Raw genomic sequence first — 19,996 nt, 5'->3', positions numbered from 1 at the left:
TCACCCCCGGCTATGATGATAGGCCATGTAGCCGTTCTGGATCGCAATCTGGTCCGCGATGAACTTCGCGTCATGCCAGACCCCCCAGATGAACGACGAGCCGCGCCGCGTCTGCCATGGCAGCCCGACGAAAAAGAGCCCCGGCACCGGCGAGACACCCCGCTGGTGCCGGGGCCGGCCGGTCTCGTCCAGCGCATCGGCCTTCAGCCAGCCGTAATCGAACCGGAACCCGGTGGCCCAGATGATCGTACCGATGCCCTGCGCGCGAAGATCCAGCGACCGGACAGGATCGGTCACACAGGCCGGGTCCTCCGGGATCACCCGGGCCTCGGGCTCATCCGGCAGATCGAGGCCGGTGCGCGCGACATAGGCATCCGCCGCATCCAGCAGCGAGAGATAGCTGGCGTCCCCCGCATCCAGATTGGCCTTCAGGTCATCGGCGATCTGCAGCACGCCGTCTGCATACCCCGTTGTCATCCCCAACAGCCCAATCCCCGCCTGCGCCATGCGCCGGAAATCCACCGTCTTGCCCCCCTGCGCACCGCTGACCGCGATGGTCACATGCTCCGTGCCCGGCGCGGGCGTGTCCATGTTCCAGATGCCCAGCACCCCGAGCCACCAGACATTATCCCGCCCGCGATAGCGGCGCGGCGGCCGGTCATGCGGACCGATCGAAAGAAACACGTCGCGCCCCGCCGCATGCAGCTCCGCCGCAATCTGAGCTCCGGATGAGCCGCCTCCAACCACCAGAACCGCTCCCTCGGGCAGGACCTGCGGATTGCGATAGGCGGTGGAGTGCATCTGCAGCACATCCGGGCTCTCGGGCACAATCGGGGGAATCGCCGGCTTCTGAAAAGGCCCCGTGGCGCAAACGACATGCTGCGCCTCGATCTCCCCCTCCGAGGTCCTGACATGAAAGCCGGCCCGGCCCGCCAGCGGCGTCACTGCCTCCACCGTCACGCCGGTGCGCACCGGCGCTCCGATCATCTGCGCATAGGCCTCGAAATACGCCGCCACAGAGGCCTTGTCGGCAAAGTCGTCGCCGTCGTAAGGAAACGCCATGTTGGGAAAGCGGTCATGCCAGGCGGGCCCGTTTGCAACCAGCGAATCCCAGCGTTCCGAGCGCCAGCGCTCGGCGATCCGGCCCCGCTCCAGCACCACATGCGCAAGGCCCAGACGGCCCAGATGCTCGCTCGTGGCGATCCCGCCCTGGCCCGCGCCAATCACAAGCGTGTCAATCCGTTCCATGCCCATCGCCCTCAGCCGCCTTGCCAGACAGTGCTAACGCCAACCCGCGCCAACACCAAAACATCATTTGCGAAGCAATGGTTTTGTGATGCCTAATGTAACTTAGTTCTGAACTAAGCAACGGTAAGGCGGCGGCGGACTTTCCTTTGCCGCCCCGGAGCCGCAATACTTGCGCCCAAAGCCCGACGCCGACTCGCCTCAGGAGATGTGCTCATGCCCAAGGACCATATCGACCCCATCGCCGCCCTGCGCGAAACTGTCGCCGTGCCCTTCGAGCGCGCCCGCGCCATGCCCACCGAGGTCTATACCTCGCAGGCCTTCGTGGAGGCGGAGCTGCAGCAGATCTTCCGCAAGGACTGGTATTGCGTGGGCCGTGCAGACGCGCTTGCGACGCCCGGTGACTATGTCTCCTGCGAATTGGCGGGCCAACCCATCGTGGTGTTGCGCGACCAGGCGGGCGGGCTGCGGGCGATGAGCAACGTCTGCCTGCACCGCATGTCGACCCTGCTGCACGGGCGCGGCAACACCAGAACCATCGTCTGCCCCTATCATGCGTGGACCTACGGGCTCGACGGCACCCTGCGCGGCGCGCCCGCGATGACGCAGAACGACGGGTTCTGCAAGGACCACTACACCTTGCCGCAGATCCGGTGCGAGGCCTGGCTGGGCTGGGTCTTCGTCTGCCTCGATCCGAATGCCCCGCCGGTGGCCGACCAGCTGGCAGAGGTCGCCATGCTGATCGACGGCTACGACATGACCAACTATTCGGAGTCCTTCTACGAGGAGCACGTCTGGGACACGAACTGGAAGGTGCTGGCCGAGAACTTCATGGAAAGCTATCACCTGCCGGTCTGCCACGCCGGGACGATCGGCGGGCTGTCCCGGCTGGAGGACATGATCTGTCCGCCCGGCCGCCCGGCCTTCAACTACCACACGATCCTGAAAGACGACACGCTGCGCATCGCCATGGCGCATCCAACGCGGAACACCCGGCTGACAGGCGACGCGCGGCGCACCACCTTCCTGCTGGCGCTTTACCCCAGCCTGATGATCACCCTCACGCCCGGCTATTTCTGGTATCTGTCCCTGCATCCCAAGGGGCCGGGCCAGGTACACATTCGCTTCGGCGGCGGCATGTCGGACGATTATGCGGATGATGCCGACGCACAGGACAATTTCATCGCCCTCAAGACGCTTCTGGACGACGTCAATGTCGAGGATCGCGGCTGCACCGAAAAGGTCTATCGCGGTCTCTGTTCGGATCTCGCCACGCCAGGGCATCTGAGCCATCTGGAGCGGCCCAATTATGATTTCGCCCAGTACCTGATGGCCCGCATCGACGCCGGGCGCGATGCCAAGGGGAGAGCCTGACATGGCGCACACGCGCATCCGCCCGTTCAACACCAAAGACACCTACCCCGAGCAGGCGCTCGACACCGATCTCTGTCAGGCGGTAGTCACCCGGGGCGGGCGCACCGTCTGGATGCGCGGGCAATGCCCGCAAAGCCTCGAGGACGCAAAGACCATCGACAGCCACGATCCGGCGGAACAGACCCACAAGGTCATGCAGAACATCCGGCAGCTGATCGAAGAGGCCGGCGGCTCCATGGAGCATCTGGTCAAGGTCGTGGTCTACATCACCGATGTGCGCCACCGCGAGGCGGTCTATCGCACCATGGGCGCGTATCTTCAGGGCGTACATCCGGTCTCTACCGGGCTGGTGGTGCAGGCGCTGGCGCGGCCCGAATGGCTGGTGGAGATCGACGCCACCGCCGTCATCCCGGACTAGCGCGATGACCTTCTCGCTTGTGGCCCGTTGCGCAGAGACCGGTATGTTCGGCATCGCAATCTCCTCCTCCTCCCCCGCCGTTGCGGCCCGCTGCGCCCACGCGCGCGCGCAGGTGGGTGCCGTGGCCAGCCAGAATGTGACCGATCCCCGCCTCGGGCCCCAGACGCTGGACGCGATGGCGCAGGGCCACTCGGCGGGGGACGCGGTGCGCGCGGTGATCGACGGGGCACAGCACATCGCATACCGCCAGCTGTTAGCCATCGACGCGCGGGGGCAGACGGCCATTCATTCCGGCGCCGAGGTGCTCGGCACCTGGAACGCCGCGCAGGGCACGGACGTGGCGGCGGGCGGGAACCTGCTCGACAACGACGCCGTCCCCGCCGCCATCGTGGCCGGGTTCGAGGCGGCACGGGGGCATCTCGGCGACCGGCTGATCGTCGCGCTGCGCGCCGGTCTGGCCGCGGGCGGCGAAGCGGGCCCGGTGCATTCGGCCGGTCTGATGCTGGTGGACAGGGTCAGCTGGCCGGTGGCCGATCTGCGCTGCGACTGGACCGAAAGCTGCCCCATCGAGGCCGTGGCGACGGCCTGGGATGTCTACAAACCCCAGCTGGACGACTATGTGCGGCGCGCGCTCGATCCCGGTGCCGCCCCCTCATACGGCGTTCCCGGCGACGCATGAACCAAGAGCGCACGGGAGGCCGCGATGAGCGATTTGCGTGACAGACTTCAAGACCTCGCCGCCCTGCCCGCCGACCGCCCGAAGTGCATGCCCGGCGCGTTCTATACCTCGCAAGACCAGTTCGCACATGAGGCGCGCACCGTTCTTCGGACCGGCTGGCACTGCCTGGGGCGCGCCGACGAGATCCCGGAACCCGGCGACTTCTTCACCGTACAGCTTCTGAACGAACCCCTTCTCGTGGTGCGCGGCGATGATGGCGAGGTGCGGGTCCTGGCCAATGTCTGCCGGCACCGCGGCATGCCGCTGGCCGAGGGGCGCGGCACGGCAAAACGCTTCGTCTGCAGCTATCACGCCTGGACCTATGCCCGAGACGGCGCACTGCTGCGGGCGCCGCGCATGCAGAACGCGGGCTTCGATGCGACGACCTGCACCCTGCCCCGGCACCGGGTGCAGCTGTGGAACGGCTTCATCTATGTCACCCTCGACCCTGCGTCCGCCCCCTTCGCTCACCCCGAGCTCGACGCGATGCTGGCGCCCTATGAGACCGCCGATTTCCGGCTCGTCCACGTGGCCGAGGAAGACTGGCACACCAACTGGAAATGCCTGGTCGAGAATTTCATGGAAGGCTATCACCTCAGCGTCGTGCATCCGCACACGCTGCATGGCTACACCCCCTCTGGCCTGTCGCGCAAACTGGTCAGCGGCGACGGCTATACCTCCTATGCGGCCAACTACCCCGAGAATATACAGCCCCGCGGCGAGGGCGCACCGGGGCTCAGCACCGCCGAACGCCAGCGCTCGTCGCTCTTTGCCAAGTTCCCCTGCCAGGTCGCAAGCCAGGCCGCCAGCGTGCTGGTTTCGCTCTCCATCTTTCCGGTCCACGCCAGCCTGATCCGCGTGAAATGGACGATGTCGGTCTATGGCGACAGCCTCGATGACGCGACCATCGCGCAGCGGATCGCCCTCTGGGAGGAGGTCAACCGCGAAGACCGCGAGAAGCTGGAACGCCTGCAGATCGCACTGGCCTCGGAGCATGCGATCGAAGGCCCGCTCGCCGGCGATGACTATGAGGGCACGATCCGGGATTTCCAGACGTGGCTCGCCCGCCAGGACGCCAAATGCGCAACCGCCTGAGCATGTCGGCTGGCCCTGCGCTGCGGAAGCTGATTGTATGACAGCGGACTTGGTTGTCGGGAGCCTCTGGTGCCGCGCTTTACACTGAGGCAGTTGGAATATCTGGTCGCCGTCGGCGACACCGGCGGCATTGCGCGCGCCTCCGAGCGTCTCAATGTCTCCTCGCCCTCCATCTCGGCGGCCATCGCCCAGCTCGAGGCGGAGTTCGCCATCCCGCTCTTCGTGCGCCAGCACGCCCAGGGCCTGTCGCCGACACAGGGCGGACGGCGGGTGCTGGACCAGGCGAAACGCGTGCTGAAGGAAGCCGATGCGATGATCGACATCGCGGCGGACGTCTCCGGCACCGCGCGCGGGCCGCTGGCCGTCGGATGCCTGGTGACCTTCGCACAGCTGGTGCTGCCGCGCATGCGGCGGGGGTTCGAAGCGGCCTACCCGGATGTCCGCATCGACCAGACCGAGCTCAATCAGGCCGAAATCTTCAATGCGCTCCGGCGCGCCGACATTGACCTGGCCCTGACCTATGATCTGGACATCCCGACCGATCTGCAGTTCATCGGCCTCGTACGGCTGCGCCCCTTTGCCGTGCTCAGCGACGCGCATGACTACGCAGCCCGAGACGAGGTCCGCCCGGAAGATCTGGCGCCATTGCCCATGGCGCTGCTGGATCTGCCGATCAGCACGGATTATTTCCTGTCCCTCTTCGACGCCTGCAAGACCCGCCCCCGCATCGCCGAGCGGACCCGCGATATGGCCGTCATGCGGTCGCTGGTGGGCAACGGGTTTGGCTACTCCATCGCCAATGTCCGCCCGCACAGCGACCTCTCGCCGGACGGGCGGCGGCTGGCCTGCGTGCCCATCGCGGAGCCGGTGCGGGCGTTGCGCATGGGGCTGCTGACAACCCAGGGCGCCGAAAAATCGCGCACGGTGCAGGCCGTCATCGGCTTTGCGCGGGATCAGGTGGCCTCCGGCGCGTTCGACGCCATCGGCGGGGAGCCCCTGAGGTGACCTCGTCGCTGGAGATCCTCGACCGGCTGATCGGCTTTGAGACCATCAGCGCAAGGTCCAACCTCGATCTCATCGCTTATGTCGAGGATTTCCTGGTGACCCGGCAGTTTCGCGTGCACCGCATCGCGGATCTGACGGACGACAAGGCGGGCCTCTATGCGGAGATGGGCCCCGAGGGTGCGGGCGGGGTGCTGCTCTCGGCCCATTCCGACGTGGTGCCGGTGACCGGACAGCACTGGACCAGACCACCGTTCAAGCTGACCCGCGACGGCGATCTGCTCTTCGGGCGCGGGACAACCGACATGAAGGGGTTTCTGGCAGAAATGCTGGTCGCCGCCGATACGGCCAGCCGACGGACGCTGACCGCGCCGCTGAAGCTGCTGATCTCCTACGACGAGGAAATCGGATGTGTCGGCATTGCCCGTATGCGAGACCGCCTGACGCCTCTGCTGGGCACGCCCCGGCTGGCCATCGTCGGCGAGCCGACCGAGATGCAGGTGGCCATCGGCCACAAGGGCAAGCGGGCCTACCGGGCCGAGATCACCGGTCAGGCGGGGCATTCGGCGCTGGCTCCCAACTACGTCAGCGCCCTGCAGCTTGCCGTCGACCTTGTGCTGGACCTGCGCGCGCTGCAGGCGGATTTGAAGCAGAACGGCGCCCGAGACGCCGGCTATGACATCCCCTACAGCACGGTGCACGCGGGCAAGATGACCAGTGGCACGGCGCTGAACATCGTCCCGGAGCGGGCCGAGCTGGTTTTCGAAATTCGGCATCTGGCCGCGGACGATCCCGACCTGCTGGAGCGCAGGATCGCGAAGGCGGCGGCAGAGCTGACCGCCCCGCTCGCCGGCGCCGGGGCGATTGCGTTGCATCCTCTGGCCGCCTACCCGGGCCTGGCGACCCCGGCCACGGGCGACGCCACCCGGCAGGTTCAAGGCTGGTCCGGCGGCAAGACCTGCAAGGTCGCGTTCGGCACGGAAGGCGGCGTCCTGGCGGAGCTGGGCATCCCGACCGTGGTCTGCGGCCCGGGATCCATGGAGCGGCAGGGGCACAAGGCAGATGAGCATATCTCCTCCGCACAGCTGGCGGCCTGCGCGACATTGCTCGCGAATGCGCTCGATACGCTGCTGTGAAACCGCGGCTTGGCCGCGCGCCGAAAACAGCGCCTGATCCCCGGGCAGAGACAAGCGCCCTCGCCCCCATGGAAGGGGCTCGGGCGCTGCCCGGCTGGGCCCGCCGGGCCTCCCCGCTGCTGAGGGTCGGCTCGCAGGTCACGTTCGGTATTTTGGCTGGTGGGCGTGTTGTCGCCACTGACCGGCATCTGCGAAATTGGGCTTGGAGAGACCCGCAATCCACCGTGGTGTCGCAGCAATCCGGTCCATCACAGGTCTCCCAGGTTCCGCCCTTTCAGACGCCAGAGGAACCTGCTCACCCCGCACGCGCGCCTGCAGATCGGAGGACAGAGGCGGTATCGGTCAGAGCGTCACCATCCGGGGTGCTTCGTCAGACGCATTTCAATGCTGCGCGGCGGATCAGAACTCAATGCTCTCTGGAGGGCCGTTTCGGGGGATAGAGACCGGCGAGTTTGGACACTGGGTGTTTGGAGGGCCCGAGCGCCTCACGGTTTGCACAGGGCGGCGGTCCGCGGCGGTCGATCACACTCAAGGGTCGGTGACCTTCAAGGGGGTATCGCGGTGTCGCACAGTGCCGCCTTTACCGCTTGTCAACCTTTTCCCGTCGCGCGCACCCTTAACCCCGCAGATCGGCTCGAAAACATCCGCGCGCACCGACGTGATACCGACGCAATACCGACGTGATACCGACATCGAATTTGCCATATTCCCTTGGGAAAAGGCCCAAAGTCTCTACCCGGGGCCCCACACCCTTGCGTCCGTTGCGCGCGCGCCGCGTTAACGCTCTCGCCTCCCGTCACGGGCTCGGCTAAGACGGGATCATGAGCACCATAGATTCCCTCTTCGTCACCCGCCTCTACCGCGCGCACCTCTCCGAGAAGAAACCCCCAATCGACACGGCCGAGCTTGAAGCCTCCTGCTGGTCCATCGCGGAGGATGACGAGGCAGGGCAAGACTGGTGTGAGGCGAACGGCTATCCGGGCTACACCAGCTACGCCTCGCTGACCGACCTGCCCTACCGCTTTCCGATCTTCAAGGATCTGGTCAAAGCGCTCGACAAGCACGTGAAAGCTTTCGCCAAGGACCTTGCCTTTGACCTCGGCGACAGGCCGTTGAAGCTGGAAGACATCTGGATCAACATCCTGCCGCCGGGTGGCATCCATACGTCTCACATCCATCCACACTCAGTGATCAGCGGCACCACCTATGTGGCCGTCCCGCCGGGTGCCAGCGCCATCAAATTCGAGGACCCGCGACTGGCGCTGATGATGGCCGCCCCACCAAGGATGAAGGATGCGCGCGCCGATTTGCAGACCTTTCACTATGTTGCACCTGCAATCGGCGATGTGCTCCTGTGGGAAAGCTGGCTACGCCATGAAGTCCCGCTGAACATGGCGGAGGAGGAGCGGATCTCCGTCTCATTCAACTATAGCTGGGCGTAGCCCGGGAAACCGGTATGACCGCAAGCGCGCAATCCGTCTTGCCCGGCATCCACGCCAGCGCTGTTGATGAAATCCGGCAACCGTGGTTTGTTGAAGGCCGTATCTTAGGATTTCGGAATGAACAGACGCGCATTCACCAAATACATCGCATCTGGTGCCTTTGTCGGCTTGGCGGGAGGCTATTACTGGCTCAACACGCTGCGCGATCACAGCCAACTGAGCGTGGATCTCATGTTGGACAAGCTGGACGTTCTGTCGAAAACGCCGCTTGAGACGATGGGGCAATGGGATGCTCCGCGAACCTTCCATCACCTGGCTCAATCGGTCGAATTCTCCATGGCAGGCTTTCCCGAACAAAAGTCGGCGATGTTCCAAAATACGGTTGGTCAGCTGGCCTACAAGGTCTTTCGGGCTCGCGGGACCATGTCCCATGGGCTGGATGAGGCGATCCCAGGCGAAGTCATCATAGATAACGGTGAGACACCGCAAGCGATCGACCGGTTGAAGACGGCGCTTTTGGATTTCAGATCATATGACGCTGACCTGAAACCACATTTCGCCTACGGCCATCTGAGCAAGACAGATTACGCCATCGCGCACGCCCTGCATATCAACAACCATCTCGAAGAGTTTCAACTGGCATAGCTGCGCTGCCGGTCACCGGTGTGACGGGCATGTGAAATGAAGCTGCGCGGAGAACCACGAAAAAACCCCGCTGATGTCTCAGCGGGGGTTCTATAACTCAACCGGGTGCTGGCCCGCAGGTTTTCTATGAAAACCCACTATGCCGCATGCGTGAGGATTTACCAATCCTCACGGACGACAACCCGTGTCTTGATGGGCAGCTTCATCGCTGCAAGACGCAGGGCCTCGCGGGCGATGTCGTCGTTCACGCCGTCGATCTCGAACATCACGCGGCCGGGCTTGACCTTCGCCGCCCAACGGTCGACGGAGCCCTTGCCCTTACCCATCCGAACTTCGATGGGTTTCGCCGTCACCGGCACGTCCGGGAAGATCCGGATCCAGACCCGGCCCTGACGTTTCATGTGACGGGTCATGGCACGACGCGCCGCTTCGATCTGCCGCGCCGTGACCCGCTCGGGCTCCAGCGCTTTCAGACCGTAGGTGCCGAAGTTCAGGTCAGACCCGCCCTTCGCCAGCCCCTTGATCGAGCCCTTGAACTGCTTGCGGAATTTCGTGCGTTTTGGTTGTAGCATCTGTCATTCCCCCTTAGCGACGACCGCCAGCACCGCGCGGTGCAGGGCCATCCTGGAGTTCCTGGGCCTTGCGGTCCCGCGCCGACGGGTCGTGCTCCATGATCTCGCCTTTGAAGATCCAGGTCTTGATCCCGATGATCCCGTAAGCGGTCGTGGCTTCCACGTGCGCGTAATCGATATCGGCCCGCAGCGTGTGCAAAGGCACGCGACCTTCGCGGTACCATTCGGTCCGCGCGATCTCGGCCCCGCCGAGACGACCCGCGACGTTCACACGGATGCCCAGGGCGCCCATACGCATGGCGTTCTGCACCGCGCGCTTCATGGCGCGGCGGAAAGACACCCGGCGCTCCAGCTGCTGTGCGATGCTTTCCCCGACGAGGGCCGCATCCAACTCCGGTTTGCGCACTTCAACGATGTTGAGGTGCAGCTCACTGTCGGTCATCTTGGCGATTTTCTGACGCAAACCTTCGATGTCTGCCCCTTTCTTGCCGATAATGACACCGGGGCGGGCTGTGTGGATCGTCACGCGGCACTTCTTGTGCGGACGCTCGATGATCACACGGGCCACGCCGGCCTGCTTGCACTCTTCCTTGATGAACTCGCGGATCGCGATGTCTTCGAGAAGAAGATCACCGTAGTCCTTCGTATCGGCGTACCAGCGGCTGTCCCAGGTGCGGTTCACCTGCAGGCGCATGCCAATCGGATTGACTTTGTTACCCATTAGGCTTGCTCCTCTACCTGACGCACCAGAATCGTGATTTCCGAGAACGGCTTGATGATCTTGCCGAACCGGCCACGCGCGCGCGGACGTCCACGCTTCATGGTCAGGTTTTTACCCACATAGGCCTCTGCGACGATCAGCTCGTCCACGTCGAGGTTGTGGTTGTTTTCCGCGTTCGCGATGGCGGACTGAAGGCATTTCTTCACGTCCAGTGCGATCCGTTTCTTGGAGAAGGTCAGGTCCGTCAGGGCCTTGTCCACCTTCTTGCCCCGGATCATCGCGGCGACGAGGTTCAGTTTCTGCGGGGATGTACGCAGCATGCGCAGCTTTGCACGTGCTTCGTTGTCAGCCACGCGGCGGGGATTTTTATCCTTGCTCATGGCTTACTTCCGCTTCGCTTTTTTGTCGGCGGCATGACCGTAGTAGGTCCGGGTTGGCGAATACTCACCGAACTTCTGACCAATCATGTCTTCGCTGACGTTAACAGGGATGTGTTTGTGACCGTTGTAGACGCCGAACGTCAAACCCACGAACTGCGGCAGGATTGTCGAGCGGCGCGACCAGATCTTGATCACTTCGTTGCGGCCGCTTTCGCGGGACGCTTCGGCCTTTTTCAACACGTAGCTGTCGACAAAAGGACCTTTCCATACTGAACGAGACATAGATTAACGCCCCTTCTTCTTGGCGTGCCGCGAGCGCAGGATAAGCTTGCTGGACGCTTTTTTCTTGTTCCGGGTCTTTGCACCCTTTGTCGGCTTGCCCCAAGGCGTCACCGGGTGACGACCACCAGAGGTCCGGCCTTCACCACCACCGTGCGGGTGGTCGATCGGGTTCATCACCACACCACGCACAGACGGGCGAATGCCCTTGTGACGCATGCGGCCCGCTTTACCGTAGTTCTGGTTGGAGTTGTCGGGGTTCGACACGGCACCAACGGTCGCCATGCATTCCTGACGCACGAGGCGCAGTTCGCCCGAGCTCAGACGGATCTGGGCGTAGCCGCCATCGCGGCCCACGAACTGGGCATAGGTGCCGGCGGCGCGGGCAATCTGACCACCCTTGCCGGGCTTCATCTCGATGTTGTGCACGATTGTCCCGATGGGCATGCCCGCAAAGGGCATCGCGTTACCGGGTTTGATGTCGGCTTTTGTGCTTGCAACCACTGTATCACCCACGGCCAGACGCTGCGGCGCCAGGATGTAGGCTTGCTCGCCGTCCTCGTATTTCACGAGGGCGATGAAGGCGGTGCGGTTGGGGTCGTATTCGATGCGCTCGACCGTGGCCGTCACATCCATCTTGTTCCGCTTGAAGTCAACGATCCGGTAGAGGCGCTTGGCCCCGCCGCCTTTGCGGCGCATCGTGATCCGTCCGGTGTTGTTCCGTCCGCCGTTTTTGGTCAAGCCTTCCGTGAGGGCTTTGACCGGGCGGCCTTTCCAGAGCTCCGAACGGTCGATCAGTACCAGCCCACGCTGGCCCGGCGTCGTCGGTTTGTACGACTTGAGTGCCATGTTGTCTGTCTTCCGTTTTGCTGTCGGTCGTCGCAATGACGACCATGGTATGAAGGCCCCCGTAGGTGCCCGAGTTGTGTGTCCTCGCGGACAAAGGCGAAGCCCCGGACGAATCCGGGGCCTTGCCGATGCGTCCGTTTAAGAGAGTGCGCCCTCGGGGTCAAGCGCATGACCCGCTGAAAGTTCATATTTTTCAGGGCGCGGGCCCCTGTCTGAGCGCCGATTTGCCGCGGTCTTTGACGCGCGATCTTCTGCCTTCCTAATGTCGCAGCCGAGATGCTACGGTCAGGCGATCTTGGGTGGAGGGAATACCATGAGTTTCGTAAAGGCATTGGCTGCGGTCGCCGTCGGGTTTGCGGCGGCAAAGGGGATGGACAAATACAAGAAGATGGGCGGCATGGCCGGTGTTCAGGACGCGCTGCAAGGCGCGGGCAACAGCAACATCGCGGACCAGCTGGGCCGCATGGCGGACCAGTTCGGCATCCCGGGCGGATCGGCGCAAGTGAAGAGCCTGTTTGGCCAGATGGGGCAGGCGACTGCGGGCGCCACGGAAGCCGGTGCGGCGGGTCTGGGTGGGCTGATGGCCAGCATGCGCAGTGCGACGGAGGCGGGCAGCCAGCAGTCGGCGGCCATGATGGAGGCGATCTTCGGCAACACCCCCGTGGGCGACGCGATGGAGCAGCAGGCCAAGCTGATGATCCGCGCGATGATCCAGGCCGCGAAGGCTGACGGCGAGATCGACGAAGAGGAGCAGGCGGCCATCGTCGAGCGGCTGGGGGATATCAGCGAGGACGAGCGGGAGTTCGTGAAGGCGGAATTGCAGGCGCCGGTGGATCTGGCGGGGCTGATCCAGGATGCGGGATCCGTCGGGCGCGAGCAGATCTACTCCACCTCGCTCGCCGCGATCCGCATCGACAATCCGGCCGAGGCCGCCTACATGCGCCAGCTCGCGACGGGCCTCGGCCTGAGCGACGCGCAGCGCGATGCGATCCACGCGCGGATGGGCGTGGCCGCCCTGAGCTGAGGGACGGTTCCGGTTAATCGACCGGGCGGGCCTAGTTTCGGGCCCGCGCCGAAAACGGCGCGTTTACCCCTGCAAAATATGGAAAACCCCATGTCGGTATCACGTCGGTATTTTGTCGGTATTGCGTCGGTGCACACGTCGGCAAATGGCGCCATTAACAGACCGAGCGCACTCCGGCGTTAAGACTTCTGACCAAATCGAAAATTCAGGGGACTCCAGCCGCGCCGGGACAGCGGGCCCGGTCCAAAGACAAACCGGTCACCCGCCCGATGACGGACGCCGACCGCAAGCCGCTGGTCGGCTGGCGGGTGTCAGCGCTTGACCTGAGCTGCCTTCGGCGTCCTGCCGCGCCGTTTCGGCTGCTCGGCAGGGGCGTCAGCAGCGGTGTTGGCTTCTCTTTCGAGACGCGCGGCCCGGAGGCGGGCTGTCTTGATCTGCCGCTTCTCGGCCTCACCTTCGGTGATCTCCCGGACGATCCGTGTGGTCTTGTCCAGGGTCGTTTCCGCGGCCGGTTTGAGGGGGCCGAACACGGTGTCTTTTTTCGGTCTGGGCATTCTTACCACTCCTGTTTGCGGGGCTATTGATCGCCGTCCGGCACAAAGCCGATGTTCGGACGGGAGAAGACGCGGCCCGCGGCCGGCGCCGCGGCATGTGCCGACCGGACGCCTGCGAGCCTGTCCGGGCCGACGACACCGGTGCGCTGTCTCACCTGTGCATAAGAAAACGGGCGCGTCGTCTCAGATACGCCCGTCCAAAATCATCCAGCAGACCCCGGCGACGGGGCCGGAGCCTCACGCAAGAGCGATGTTTGCTGCGCTTTCGCGGCCATCACGACCGGCTTCGATATCGAAGGTGACCTTCTGGTCATCTGCCAGACCGGTCAGACCGGCCCGTTCGACCGCAGAGATGTGCACGAACACGTCCTTGCTGCCGCCATCGGGCGCGATGAATCCAAACCCTTTTGTCGTGTTAAACCATTTGACTGTGCCAGTGGCCATTGTCGTTCTCCTTTTTTGATGCCCGCGAAATGCGGCATGTCGGCTAAGTCAGAGCAAGATCGAATAGACTGAGCCTTAAGGAGCAATTTAACCGATAGCGATAACGTCGCAGGTAACATGTGGGCTTTTCCAACGGCAATTGCAAGGTCTATCTGGCCCGCCGGCATGGTGACGCCAGGCCATTCGGACCGAAGGGCGGCAGGTGCCGACGGTGCCGTCCGGGCGGATACACGGCGCTCGGCGATCAGGTCCGGCGAGGGCGGTCATGAAGGTTCCGGCGGGCCATGCCGGGGTCGCGACAGCCCCCCGGAACCGGAAAAACCCCGGCCTGTTTCCAGACCGGGGCTTTCACTTTTCAGCAGCCTCGCGGCTCAAAGGCCGGTGGAGACGTCGATCGTGTTGCCCTCTTCGAGGGTGACATAGGCCTTCTTGACGTCCTTGCGCTTGCCGAGTTGGCCGCGGAAGCGTTTGACCTTGCCCTTCGTGATCGTGGTGTTGACCGCCTTCACCTTAACCCCAAAGAGCGCCTCGACGGCCTCCTTGATTTGCGGCTTGTTGCTGTCCATCGCCACCTCGAACACAACCGCGCCGTTCTCGGACGTCATGGTCGCCTTCTCGGTGATGACCGGCTTGCGGATCACGTCGTAGTGTTCTGCCTTGGCACTCATTTCAGGCGCGCCTCCAGTGCTTCGACACCCGCCTTGGTGATCACCAGCGTGTCACGCTTGAGGATGTCATATACGTTTGCGCCCATCGTCGGCAGGATATCCAGACCTTCGATGTTGCGCGCGGCTTGGGCGAAGTTCTCGTTGACCGACGCGCCGTCGATGACGAGCGCACGCTTCCAACCCAGGTTTGCGACCTGTTTGGCCAGGGCGGCGGTTTTGCCGGTCGCAGCGGCCTCGTCGAGGATAACCAGTTCACCCGCCTTGGCCTTGGCGCTGAGCGCGTGGCGCAGGCCGAGCTTGCGGAATTTCTTGGTCAGCTCGTGGCCGTGGCTGCGGACTTTCGGGCCCTTGTAGATACCGCCCCCGCGGAAGATCGGCGCGCCGCGGTCGCCGTGGCGTGCGCCGCCGGTGCCCTTCTGGCGATAGATCTTCTTGGTCGAATAGCTGACCTCGGAGCGGGTCTTGACCTTGTGAGTGCCCTGTTGCGCATTGTTGCGCTGCCAGCGGACCACGCGGTGCAGGATGTCGGCGCGCGGCTCGAGACCGAAGAGGTCCTCGCTCAGCTCGACCGATCCGGCCTTGCCGCCGTCCAGTTTGATGACATCGAGTTTCATGCGTCACCTTCCTTCTTCTCTTCGCCGTCCTCGGAGGGCGCATCATCCGACTTCTCGGCTGCGATTTCAGCTTCCGCGGCTTTCAGCGCCTCGGCTTCGGCGGCGGCTTGCTCTTCGGCGAGACGCTTGGCTTCGGCTTCGGCTTCGGCGGCGGCGGCTGCAGCGGCTTCTTCCGCGGCTTTCGCGGCTTCCTCGGCTGCGGACTTCAGCGCCGCGGGCAGGATGGCGTTTTCAGGGAACGGCTTTTTCACCGCATCCTTGACGGTCACCCAGCCGCCTTTGGAGCCCGGCACCGCGCCTTTGACCATGATCAGGCCCCGGTCGGCATCGGTTTTCACCACTTGCAGGTTCTGCGTCGTGACACGGGCCGCACCCATGTGACCGGCCATCTTCTTGCCTTTGAAGACCTTGCCCGGATCCTGACACTGGCCTGTGGAGCCGTGCGAGCGGTGCGAAATCGAGACACCGTGCGAGGCGCGCAGACCACCGAAGTTGTGGCGCTTCATCGCACCGGCAAACCCTTTACCGATGGAGGTGCCCGCCACATCGACGAATTGACCTTCGAAGTAGTGGTTCGCGGTGATTTCCTCGCCCACGTTGATCAGGTTCTCGGCATCGACGCGGAACTCGGCCACTTTACGCTTCGGTTCCACCTTGGCGGCGGAGAAGTGACCGCGCATGGCCTTGGAGGTCCGCTTGGCCTTGGCTGTGCCCGCGCCGAGTTGCACGGCGGAGTAGCCGTCTTTCTCGGCGGTGCGTTGAGCCACGACCTGCAGCTTGTCGAGCTGAAGCACGGTCACAGGGATCTGCTTGCCGTCTTCCATGAACAGCCGGGTCATCCCGACCTTTTTTGCAATAACGCCTGAGCGCAACATATCTGGTACCCTCCCTGACGCTTACGATTGCAGCTTGATCTCGACGTCCACACCAGCGGCGAGGTCGAGCTTCATCAGCGCGTCCACGGTCTGGGGGGTCGGATCGACGATGTCCAGCAGGCGCTTGTGCGTGCGGATCTCGAACTGGTCACGGGATTTCTTGTCCACGTGGGGGCCACGCAGAACGGTGAATTTCTCGATTTTGTTCGGCAGCGGGATCGGGCCGCGAACGGAGGCACCGGTGCGCTTGGCGGTGTTGACGATCTCCTGGGTGGAGGTGTCCAGCACGCGGTAGTCAAACGCCTTGAGGCGGATGCGGATGTTTTGGCTTTGAATGGCCATTTTCGTGTTCCCTTACTCGGGTCTCAAACGGAGAGGAAGAGCAGCCTTATTGCCACCCTTCGTCGCGTTGCTGTCGGGGGTATGGGCAGGGCCCATGCACCCAGTGTGCGGCAGTCGCTTTTGTTTACAAAAGCGATGAGAGCAGCACCCCGTTTGAGCGGGGCGCTGCTGCCAAAGTCTTATTCGGTAATCTTGGAGACCACGCCTGCGCCGACGGTGCGGCCACCCTCGCGGATCGCGAAGCGCAGGCCGTTTTCCATCGCAATCGGCGCGATCAGCTCAACGCCAAACGACACGTTGTCGCCCGGCATCACCATCTCCGTGCCCTCGTTCAGCTGCACCGTGCCGGTCACATCCGTCGTGCGGAAGTAGAACTGCGGGCGGTAGTTCGCGAAGAACGGCGTGTGACGGCCCCCTTCCTCTTTGGTCAGGATATAGGCCTCGGCCTCGAACTTGGTGTGCGGCGTCACCGAACCCGGCTTGCAGAGCACCTGGCCCCGCTCAACGCCGTCGCGGTCGATGCCGCGCAGCAGCGCGCCGATGTTGTCGCCCGCTTCACCACGGTCCAAGAGCTTGCGGAACATTTCCACGCCGGTGCAGGTGGTCTTCTTGGTGTCGCGGATGCCGACGATCTCGATCTCGTCGCCCACGTTGATCACGCCACGCTCGACACGACCGGTCACAACGGTGCCGCGGCCGGAGATCGAGAATACGTCTTCCACCGGCATCAGGAAGGGCTGGTCGATGGCGCGCTCGGGCGTCGGGATCCACTCGTCCACAGCCGCCATCAGCTCGCGGATCTTCTCTTCGCCGATCTCGGGCTTGTTGCCCTCCATCGCCGCCAGCGCCGAGCCCGCAACGATCGGAATATCGTCGCCGGGGTACTCGTAGGAGGACAGCAGCTCGCGGATTTCCATCTCGACGAGCTCCAGCAGCTCCTCGTCGTCGACCTGGTCGACCTTGTTCATGAAGACGACCATGGTGGGGATGCCCACCTGACGGCCGAGCAGGATGTGCTCGCGCGTCTGCGGCATCGGGCCGTCGGCGGCGTTCACCACCAGGATCGCGCCGTCCATCTGCGCCGCCCCGGTGATCATGTTCTTGACGTAGTCGGCGTGGCCGGGGCAGTCGACGTGGGCATAGTGCCGCGCGTCGGTCTCATACTCCACGTGGGCGGTGGAAATGGTGATGCCGCGGGCTTTCTCTTCGGGCGCGCCGTCAATCTGGTCGTACGCCTTGAAGTCGCCGAAATACTTCGTGATCGCAGCCGTCAACGTCGTCTTGCCGTGGTCAACGTGACCAATCGTGCCAATGTTCACATGCGGCTTCGTACGTTCAAACTTTTCCTTTGCCATGGTGGCCTCCTTAGATGTTCCTGCGGGCAGCGGACCTGCCCAGTGTTTGGGTCGGCGCCCCGGAGCGGGGCACCTGAGTTACGCGAATTTTGCCTGGATCTCGTCGGAGATGTTCTGCGGCACCGGATCGTAGTGATCGAACTGCATGGTGAACTGGGCACGACCCGACGACATCGACCGCAGCGTGTTGATGTAGCCGAACATATTCGCCAGCGGTACGAAAGCGTCGATGGCAATCGCATTGCCGCGGGGTTCCTGACCCGAGACCTGACCGCGCCGCGACGTGAGGTCGCCAATGATACCACCGGTATATTCTTCCGGCGTGATCACTTCGACTTTCATGATCGGCTCGAGCAGTTTCGCGCCGGCCTTCTTCATGCCTTCGCGCATGCCCATGCGGGCGGCGATCTCAAATGCCAGCACGCTGGAGTCCACATCGTGGAACTTGCCGTCGATCAGGGCGACCTTGAAGTCGATGACCGGGAAGCCGGCGAGCGGGCCGGAGTCCATGACGGACTTGATGCCCTTTTCGACGCCGGGGATGTATTCCTTCGGCACCGCACCGCCGACGATGCGGCTCTCGAAGGAGTAGCCCTCGCCCGGATCGGTCGGGGTGAGGATCATCTTCACCTCAGCGAACTGGCCCGAGCCGCCCGACTGCTTCTTGTGGGTGTAGGTGATCTCGGCTTCCTTGGAGATCGTCTCGCGATAGGCCACCTGCGGCGCACCGATGTTCGCCTCGACCTTGAATTCACGCTTCAGACGGTCAACCAGAATGTCGAGGTGCAGTTCGCCCATGCCTTTCATGATGGTCTGACCGCTCTCGAGGTCGGTCTCCACACGGAAGGAGGGGTCTTCGGCGGCGAGACGCGCGAGGCCTTGAGACATTTTCTCCTGGTCGTTTTTCGTCTTCGGCTCGACCGCGATCTCGATCACCGGATCGGGGAAGGTCATGGTTTCCAGCACCACCGGATCGTTCTTGTCGCAGAGCGTGTCGCCGGTGGTGGTGTCCTTCAGACCGGCGAGCGCGATGATGTCGCCTGCAAAGGCCTCGTCGATCTCTTCGCGGTTGTTGGAGTGCATCATCATCATGCGGCCCACGCGCTCGCCCTTACCCTTGGTCGAGTTCAGCAGCTGGTCGCCCTTCTTCATCACACCGGAGTAGATGCGGGTGAAGGTCAGCGAGCCCACGAAGGGGTCGTTCATGATTTTGAACGCAAGACCAGCGAAGGGCATCGCATCATCCGCACGGCGCGCGATGTTGCGGGTTTCTTCCTCGTCGCCCGGCTTGAAGCCCATGTAGTCGACCACGTCGAGCGGGCTCGGCAGATAGTCGATCACCGCGTTCAGCAGCGGCTGCACGCCCTTGTTCTTGAAGGCGGAGCCGCCCAGAACCGGCACGAAGTGCAGCGCCAGCGTCCCCTTGCGCAGCAGTTTGCGCAGGGTGTCGATGTCGGGCTCGTTGCCTTCGAGGTATTCCATCATCGCGTCGTCGTCTTCTTCGACGGCGGCTTCGATCATCTTGCCGCGCCACTCGTCTGCCTGATCCTTCAGGCTGTCGCGGATCGGCTGCTTGACCCACGAGGCGCCGAGGTCTTCGCCCTTCCAGACCCATTCTTCCATGGTCACGAGGTCGATCAGGCCTTCCAGCTCGGTCTCGGCCCCAATCGGCAGGGCGACGGGCACCGCGCGGGCGCCGGTACGGTCCTCGATCATGCGCACACAGTTGAAGAAGTCGGCGCCGATCTTGTCCATCTTGTTGACGAACACGATGCGCGGCACCTTGTAGCGGTCGGCCTGGCGCCAGACGGTTTCGGTCTGCGGTTCCACACCGGCGTTGGCGTCAAGCACGCAGACGGCGCCGTCGAGCACGGCAAGGCTGCGCTCGACTTCAATGGTGAAGTCCACGTGGCCGGGCGTGTCGATGATGTTCATGCGGTACTTGGTATCGGACGTGCCCTCGTTGGTGGGCTCTTCCTGACGCTGCCAAAAGGTGGTCGTGGCAGCCGAGGTGATGGTGATGCCGCGTTCCTGCTCCTGCTCCATCCAGTCCATGGTGGCCGCCCCATCGTGCACCTCACCGATGTTGTGGGACTTGCCTGTGTAATACAGGATGCGTTCGGAACATGTGGTCTTGCCGGCATCGATGTGAGCCATGATGCCGAAGTTGCGGTAGCGTTGGAGCGGATAGTCGCGGGCCATGGGGCTGCTTCCTCGGATGTATCTAAAACGGATCATCGCGCC

Annotated in this window: 23 protein-coding genes; 9 read left to right on the top strand and 14 right to left on the bottom strand. The window is 63.7% G+C overall.

What is annotated here, in order from left to right; all coding sequences use genetic code 11:
- Positions 1–1,254: an NAD(P)/FAD-dependent oxidoreductase gene (locus Q1A71_RS19295; protein WP_299680368.1), complete on the bottom strand. Its 1,254-nt coding sequence runs from the start codon at positions 1,252–1,254 to the stop codon at positions 1–3.
- Between the two features lie 207 nt (positions 1,255–1,461).
- Here Q1A71_RS19295 and Q1A71_RS19290 point away from each other — a divergent pair, with 207 nt between their 5' ends.
- From Q1A71_RS19290 to Q1A71_RS19255, 8 genes are all read left to right on the top strand, one after another.
- Positions 1,462–2,619 (top strand): SRPBCC family protein, encoded by a 1,158-nt coding sequence (locus Q1A71_RS19290; RefSeq protein ID WP_299680366.1) that lies wholly within the window; start codon positions 1,462–1,464, stop codon positions 2,617–2,619.
- A 1-nt stretch (position 2,620) separates the two neighbouring features.
- Positions 2,621–3,037, top strand: coding sequence for a RidA family protein (locus tag Q1A71_RS19285; protein ID WP_299680363.1), 417 nt, complete (start codon positions 2,621–2,623; stop codon positions 3,035–3,037).
- Between the two features lie 4 nt (positions 3,038–3,041).
- The gene (locus Q1A71_RS19280) at positions 3,042–3,716 is read left to right on the top strand and encodes a DUF1028 domain-containing protein (protein ID WP_299680360.1); all 675 of its coding nucleotides are present in this window, start codon (positions 3,042–3,044) and stop codon (positions 3,714–3,716) included.
- A gap of 24 nt (positions 3,717–3,740) precedes the next feature.
- A complete protein-coding gene (locus Q1A71_RS19275) occupies positions 3,741–4,850 on the top strand; it encodes a Rieske 2Fe-2S domain-containing protein (protein ID WP_299680357.1) in 1,110 nt (369 codons plus the stop codon).
- A 69-nt stretch (positions 4,851–4,919) separates the two neighbouring features.
- A complete protein-coding gene (locus tag Q1A71_RS19270) occupies positions 4,920–5,855 on the top strand; it encodes a LysR family transcriptional regulator (protein WP_299680354.1) in 936 nt (311 codons plus the stop codon).
- A complete protein-coding gene (gene argE, locus Q1A71_RS19265) occupies positions 5,852–6,988 on the top strand; it encodes an acetylornithine deacetylase (protein WP_299680351.1) in 1,137 nt (378 codons plus the stop codon). Before Q1A71_RS19270 ends, argE begins: the two co-directional genes overlap by 4 nt.
- An 821-nt stretch (positions 6,989–7,809) precedes the next feature.
- The gene (locus Q1A71_RS19260) at positions 7,810–8,430 is read left to right on the top strand and encodes a TIGR02466 family protein (RefSeq protein ID WP_299680348.1); all 621 of its coding nucleotides are present in this window, start codon (positions 7,810–7,812) and stop codon (positions 8,428–8,430) included.
- 117 nt (positions 8,431–8,547) lie between these two features.
- Entirely contained in the window at positions 8,548–9,075 is a 528-nt protein-coding gene (locus Q1A71_RS19255) for a DUF1569 domain-containing protein (RefSeq protein ID WP_299680345.1), read from the top strand.
- A 158-nt stretch (positions 9,076–9,233) separates the two neighbouring features.
- Here the strand turns inward: Q1A71_RS19255 and rplP are convergent, their stop codons facing one another.
- Genes rplP through rplB form a run of 5 tightly spaced genes read right to left on the bottom strand, consistent with a single transcriptional unit; the run spans position 9,234 to position 11,876 of the window.
- A complete protein-coding gene (rplP, locus tag Q1A71_RS19250; RefSeq protein ID WP_299146850.1) occupies positions 9,234–9,647 on the bottom strand; it encodes a 50S ribosomal protein L16 in 414 nt (137 codons plus the stop codon).
- A 13-nt stretch (positions 9,648–9,660) separates the two neighbouring features.
- On the bottom strand, positions 9,661–10,368 hold the full coding sequence (gene rpsC, locus Q1A71_RS19245; RefSeq protein ID WP_299680343.1) for a 30S ribosomal protein S3: 708 nt from the start codon (positions 10,366–10,368) through the stop codon (positions 9,661–9,663).
- A complete protein-coding gene (gene rplV / locus Q1A71_RS19240) occupies positions 10,368–10,748 on the bottom strand; it encodes a 50S ribosomal protein L22 (RefSeq protein WP_159978173.1) in 381 nt (126 codons plus the stop codon). Before rplV ends, rpsC begins: the two co-directional genes overlap by 1 nt.
- Before the next feature lie 3 nt (positions 10,749–10,751).
- Positions 10,752–11,030 carry a 30S ribosomal protein S19 gene (rpsS, locus tag Q1A71_RS19235; RefSeq protein ID WP_067296663.1) on the bottom strand — a complete coding sequence of 93 codons (279 nt, stop codon included), beginning with the start codon at positions 11,028–11,030 and terminating at the stop codon, positions 10,752–10,754.
- Between the two features lie 3 nt (positions 11,031–11,033).
- Positions 11,034–11,876, bottom strand: a complete 843-nt coding sequence (rplB, locus tag Q1A71_RS19230; protein WP_299680336.1) for a 50S ribosomal protein L2 — start codon at positions 11,874–11,876, stop codon at positions 11,034–11,036.
- A 313-nt stretch (positions 11,877–12,189) separates the two neighbouring features.
- Between rplB and Q1A71_RS19225 the strand changes: the two genes are divergently transcribed.
- Complete coding sequence (locus Q1A71_RS19225; protein WP_299680333.1) at positions 12,190–12,900, top strand: DUF533 domain-containing protein; 711 nt, start codon at positions 12,190–12,192, stop codon at positions 12,898–12,900.
- A 311-nt stretch (positions 12,901–13,211) separates the two neighbouring features.
- Here the strand turns inward: Q1A71_RS19225 and Q1A71_RS19220 are convergent, their stop codons facing one another.
- The 8 genes from Q1A71_RS19220 to fusA form a co-directional block, all read right to left on the bottom strand.
- Positions 13,212–13,454, bottom strand: coding sequence for a hypothetical protein (locus tag Q1A71_RS19220; protein WP_299680330.1), 243 nt, complete (start codon positions 13,452–13,454; stop codon positions 13,212–13,214).
- Between the two features lie 237 nt (positions 13,455–13,691).
- Positions 13,692–13,898 carry a cold-shock protein gene (locus Q1A71_RS19215; RefSeq protein WP_299680327.1) on the bottom strand — a complete coding sequence of 69 codons (207 nt, stop codon included), beginning with the start codon at positions 13,896–13,898 and terminating at the stop codon, positions 13,692–13,694.
- A 371-nt stretch (positions 13,899–14,269) separates the two neighbouring features.
- Positions 14,270–14,566 carry a 50S ribosomal protein L23 gene (locus Q1A71_RS19210; RefSeq protein ID WP_299680324.1) on the bottom strand — a complete coding sequence of 99 codons (297 nt, stop codon included), beginning with the start codon at positions 14,564–14,566 and terminating at the stop codon, positions 14,270–14,272.
- Positions 14,563–15,180, bottom strand: coding sequence for a 50S ribosomal protein L4 (gene rplD, locus Q1A71_RS19205; protein ID WP_299680320.1), 618 nt, complete (start codon positions 15,178–15,180; stop codon positions 14,563–14,565). Before rplD ends, Q1A71_RS19210 begins: the two co-directional genes overlap by 4 nt.
- Complete coding sequence (gene rplC, locus Q1A71_RS19200) at positions 15,177–16,055, bottom strand: 50S ribosomal protein L3 (protein WP_299680317.1); 879 nt, start codon at positions 16,053–16,055, stop codon at positions 15,177–15,179. The genes rplD and rplC overlap by 4 nt, the downstream gene beginning before the upstream one ends.
- 21 nt (positions 16,056–16,076) lie before the next feature.
- Positions 16,077–16,391, bottom strand: coding sequence for a 30S ribosomal protein S10 (gene rpsJ / locus Q1A71_RS19195; RefSeq protein ID WP_263843919.1), 315 nt, complete (start codon positions 16,389–16,391; stop codon positions 16,077–16,079).
- Between the two features lie 185 nt (positions 16,392–16,576).
- Positions 16,577–17,752, bottom strand: coding sequence for an elongation factor Tu (gene tuf, locus Q1A71_RS19190; protein WP_299680250.1), 1,176 nt, complete (start codon positions 17,750–17,752; stop codon positions 16,577–16,579).
- Positions 17,753–17,830: 78 nt separating this feature from the next.
- The gene (gene fusA, locus Q1A71_RS19185) at positions 17,831–19,954 is read right to left on the bottom strand and encodes an elongation factor G (RefSeq protein ID WP_299680314.1); all 2,124 of its coding nucleotides are present in this window, start codon (positions 19,952–19,954) and stop codon (positions 17,831–17,833) included.
- Positions 19,955–19,996: the final 42 nt, after the last annotated feature.

Source organism: uncultured Roseobacter sp., assembly GCF_947493125.1.
Taxonomy (GTDB): Bacteria; Pseudomonadota; Alphaproteobacteria; order Rhodobacterales; family Rhodobacteraceae; genus Roseobacter.
The sequence above is the reverse complement of the archived record's forward strand: the minus strand, read 5'-3'. Positions and strand labels throughout refer to the sequence as shown.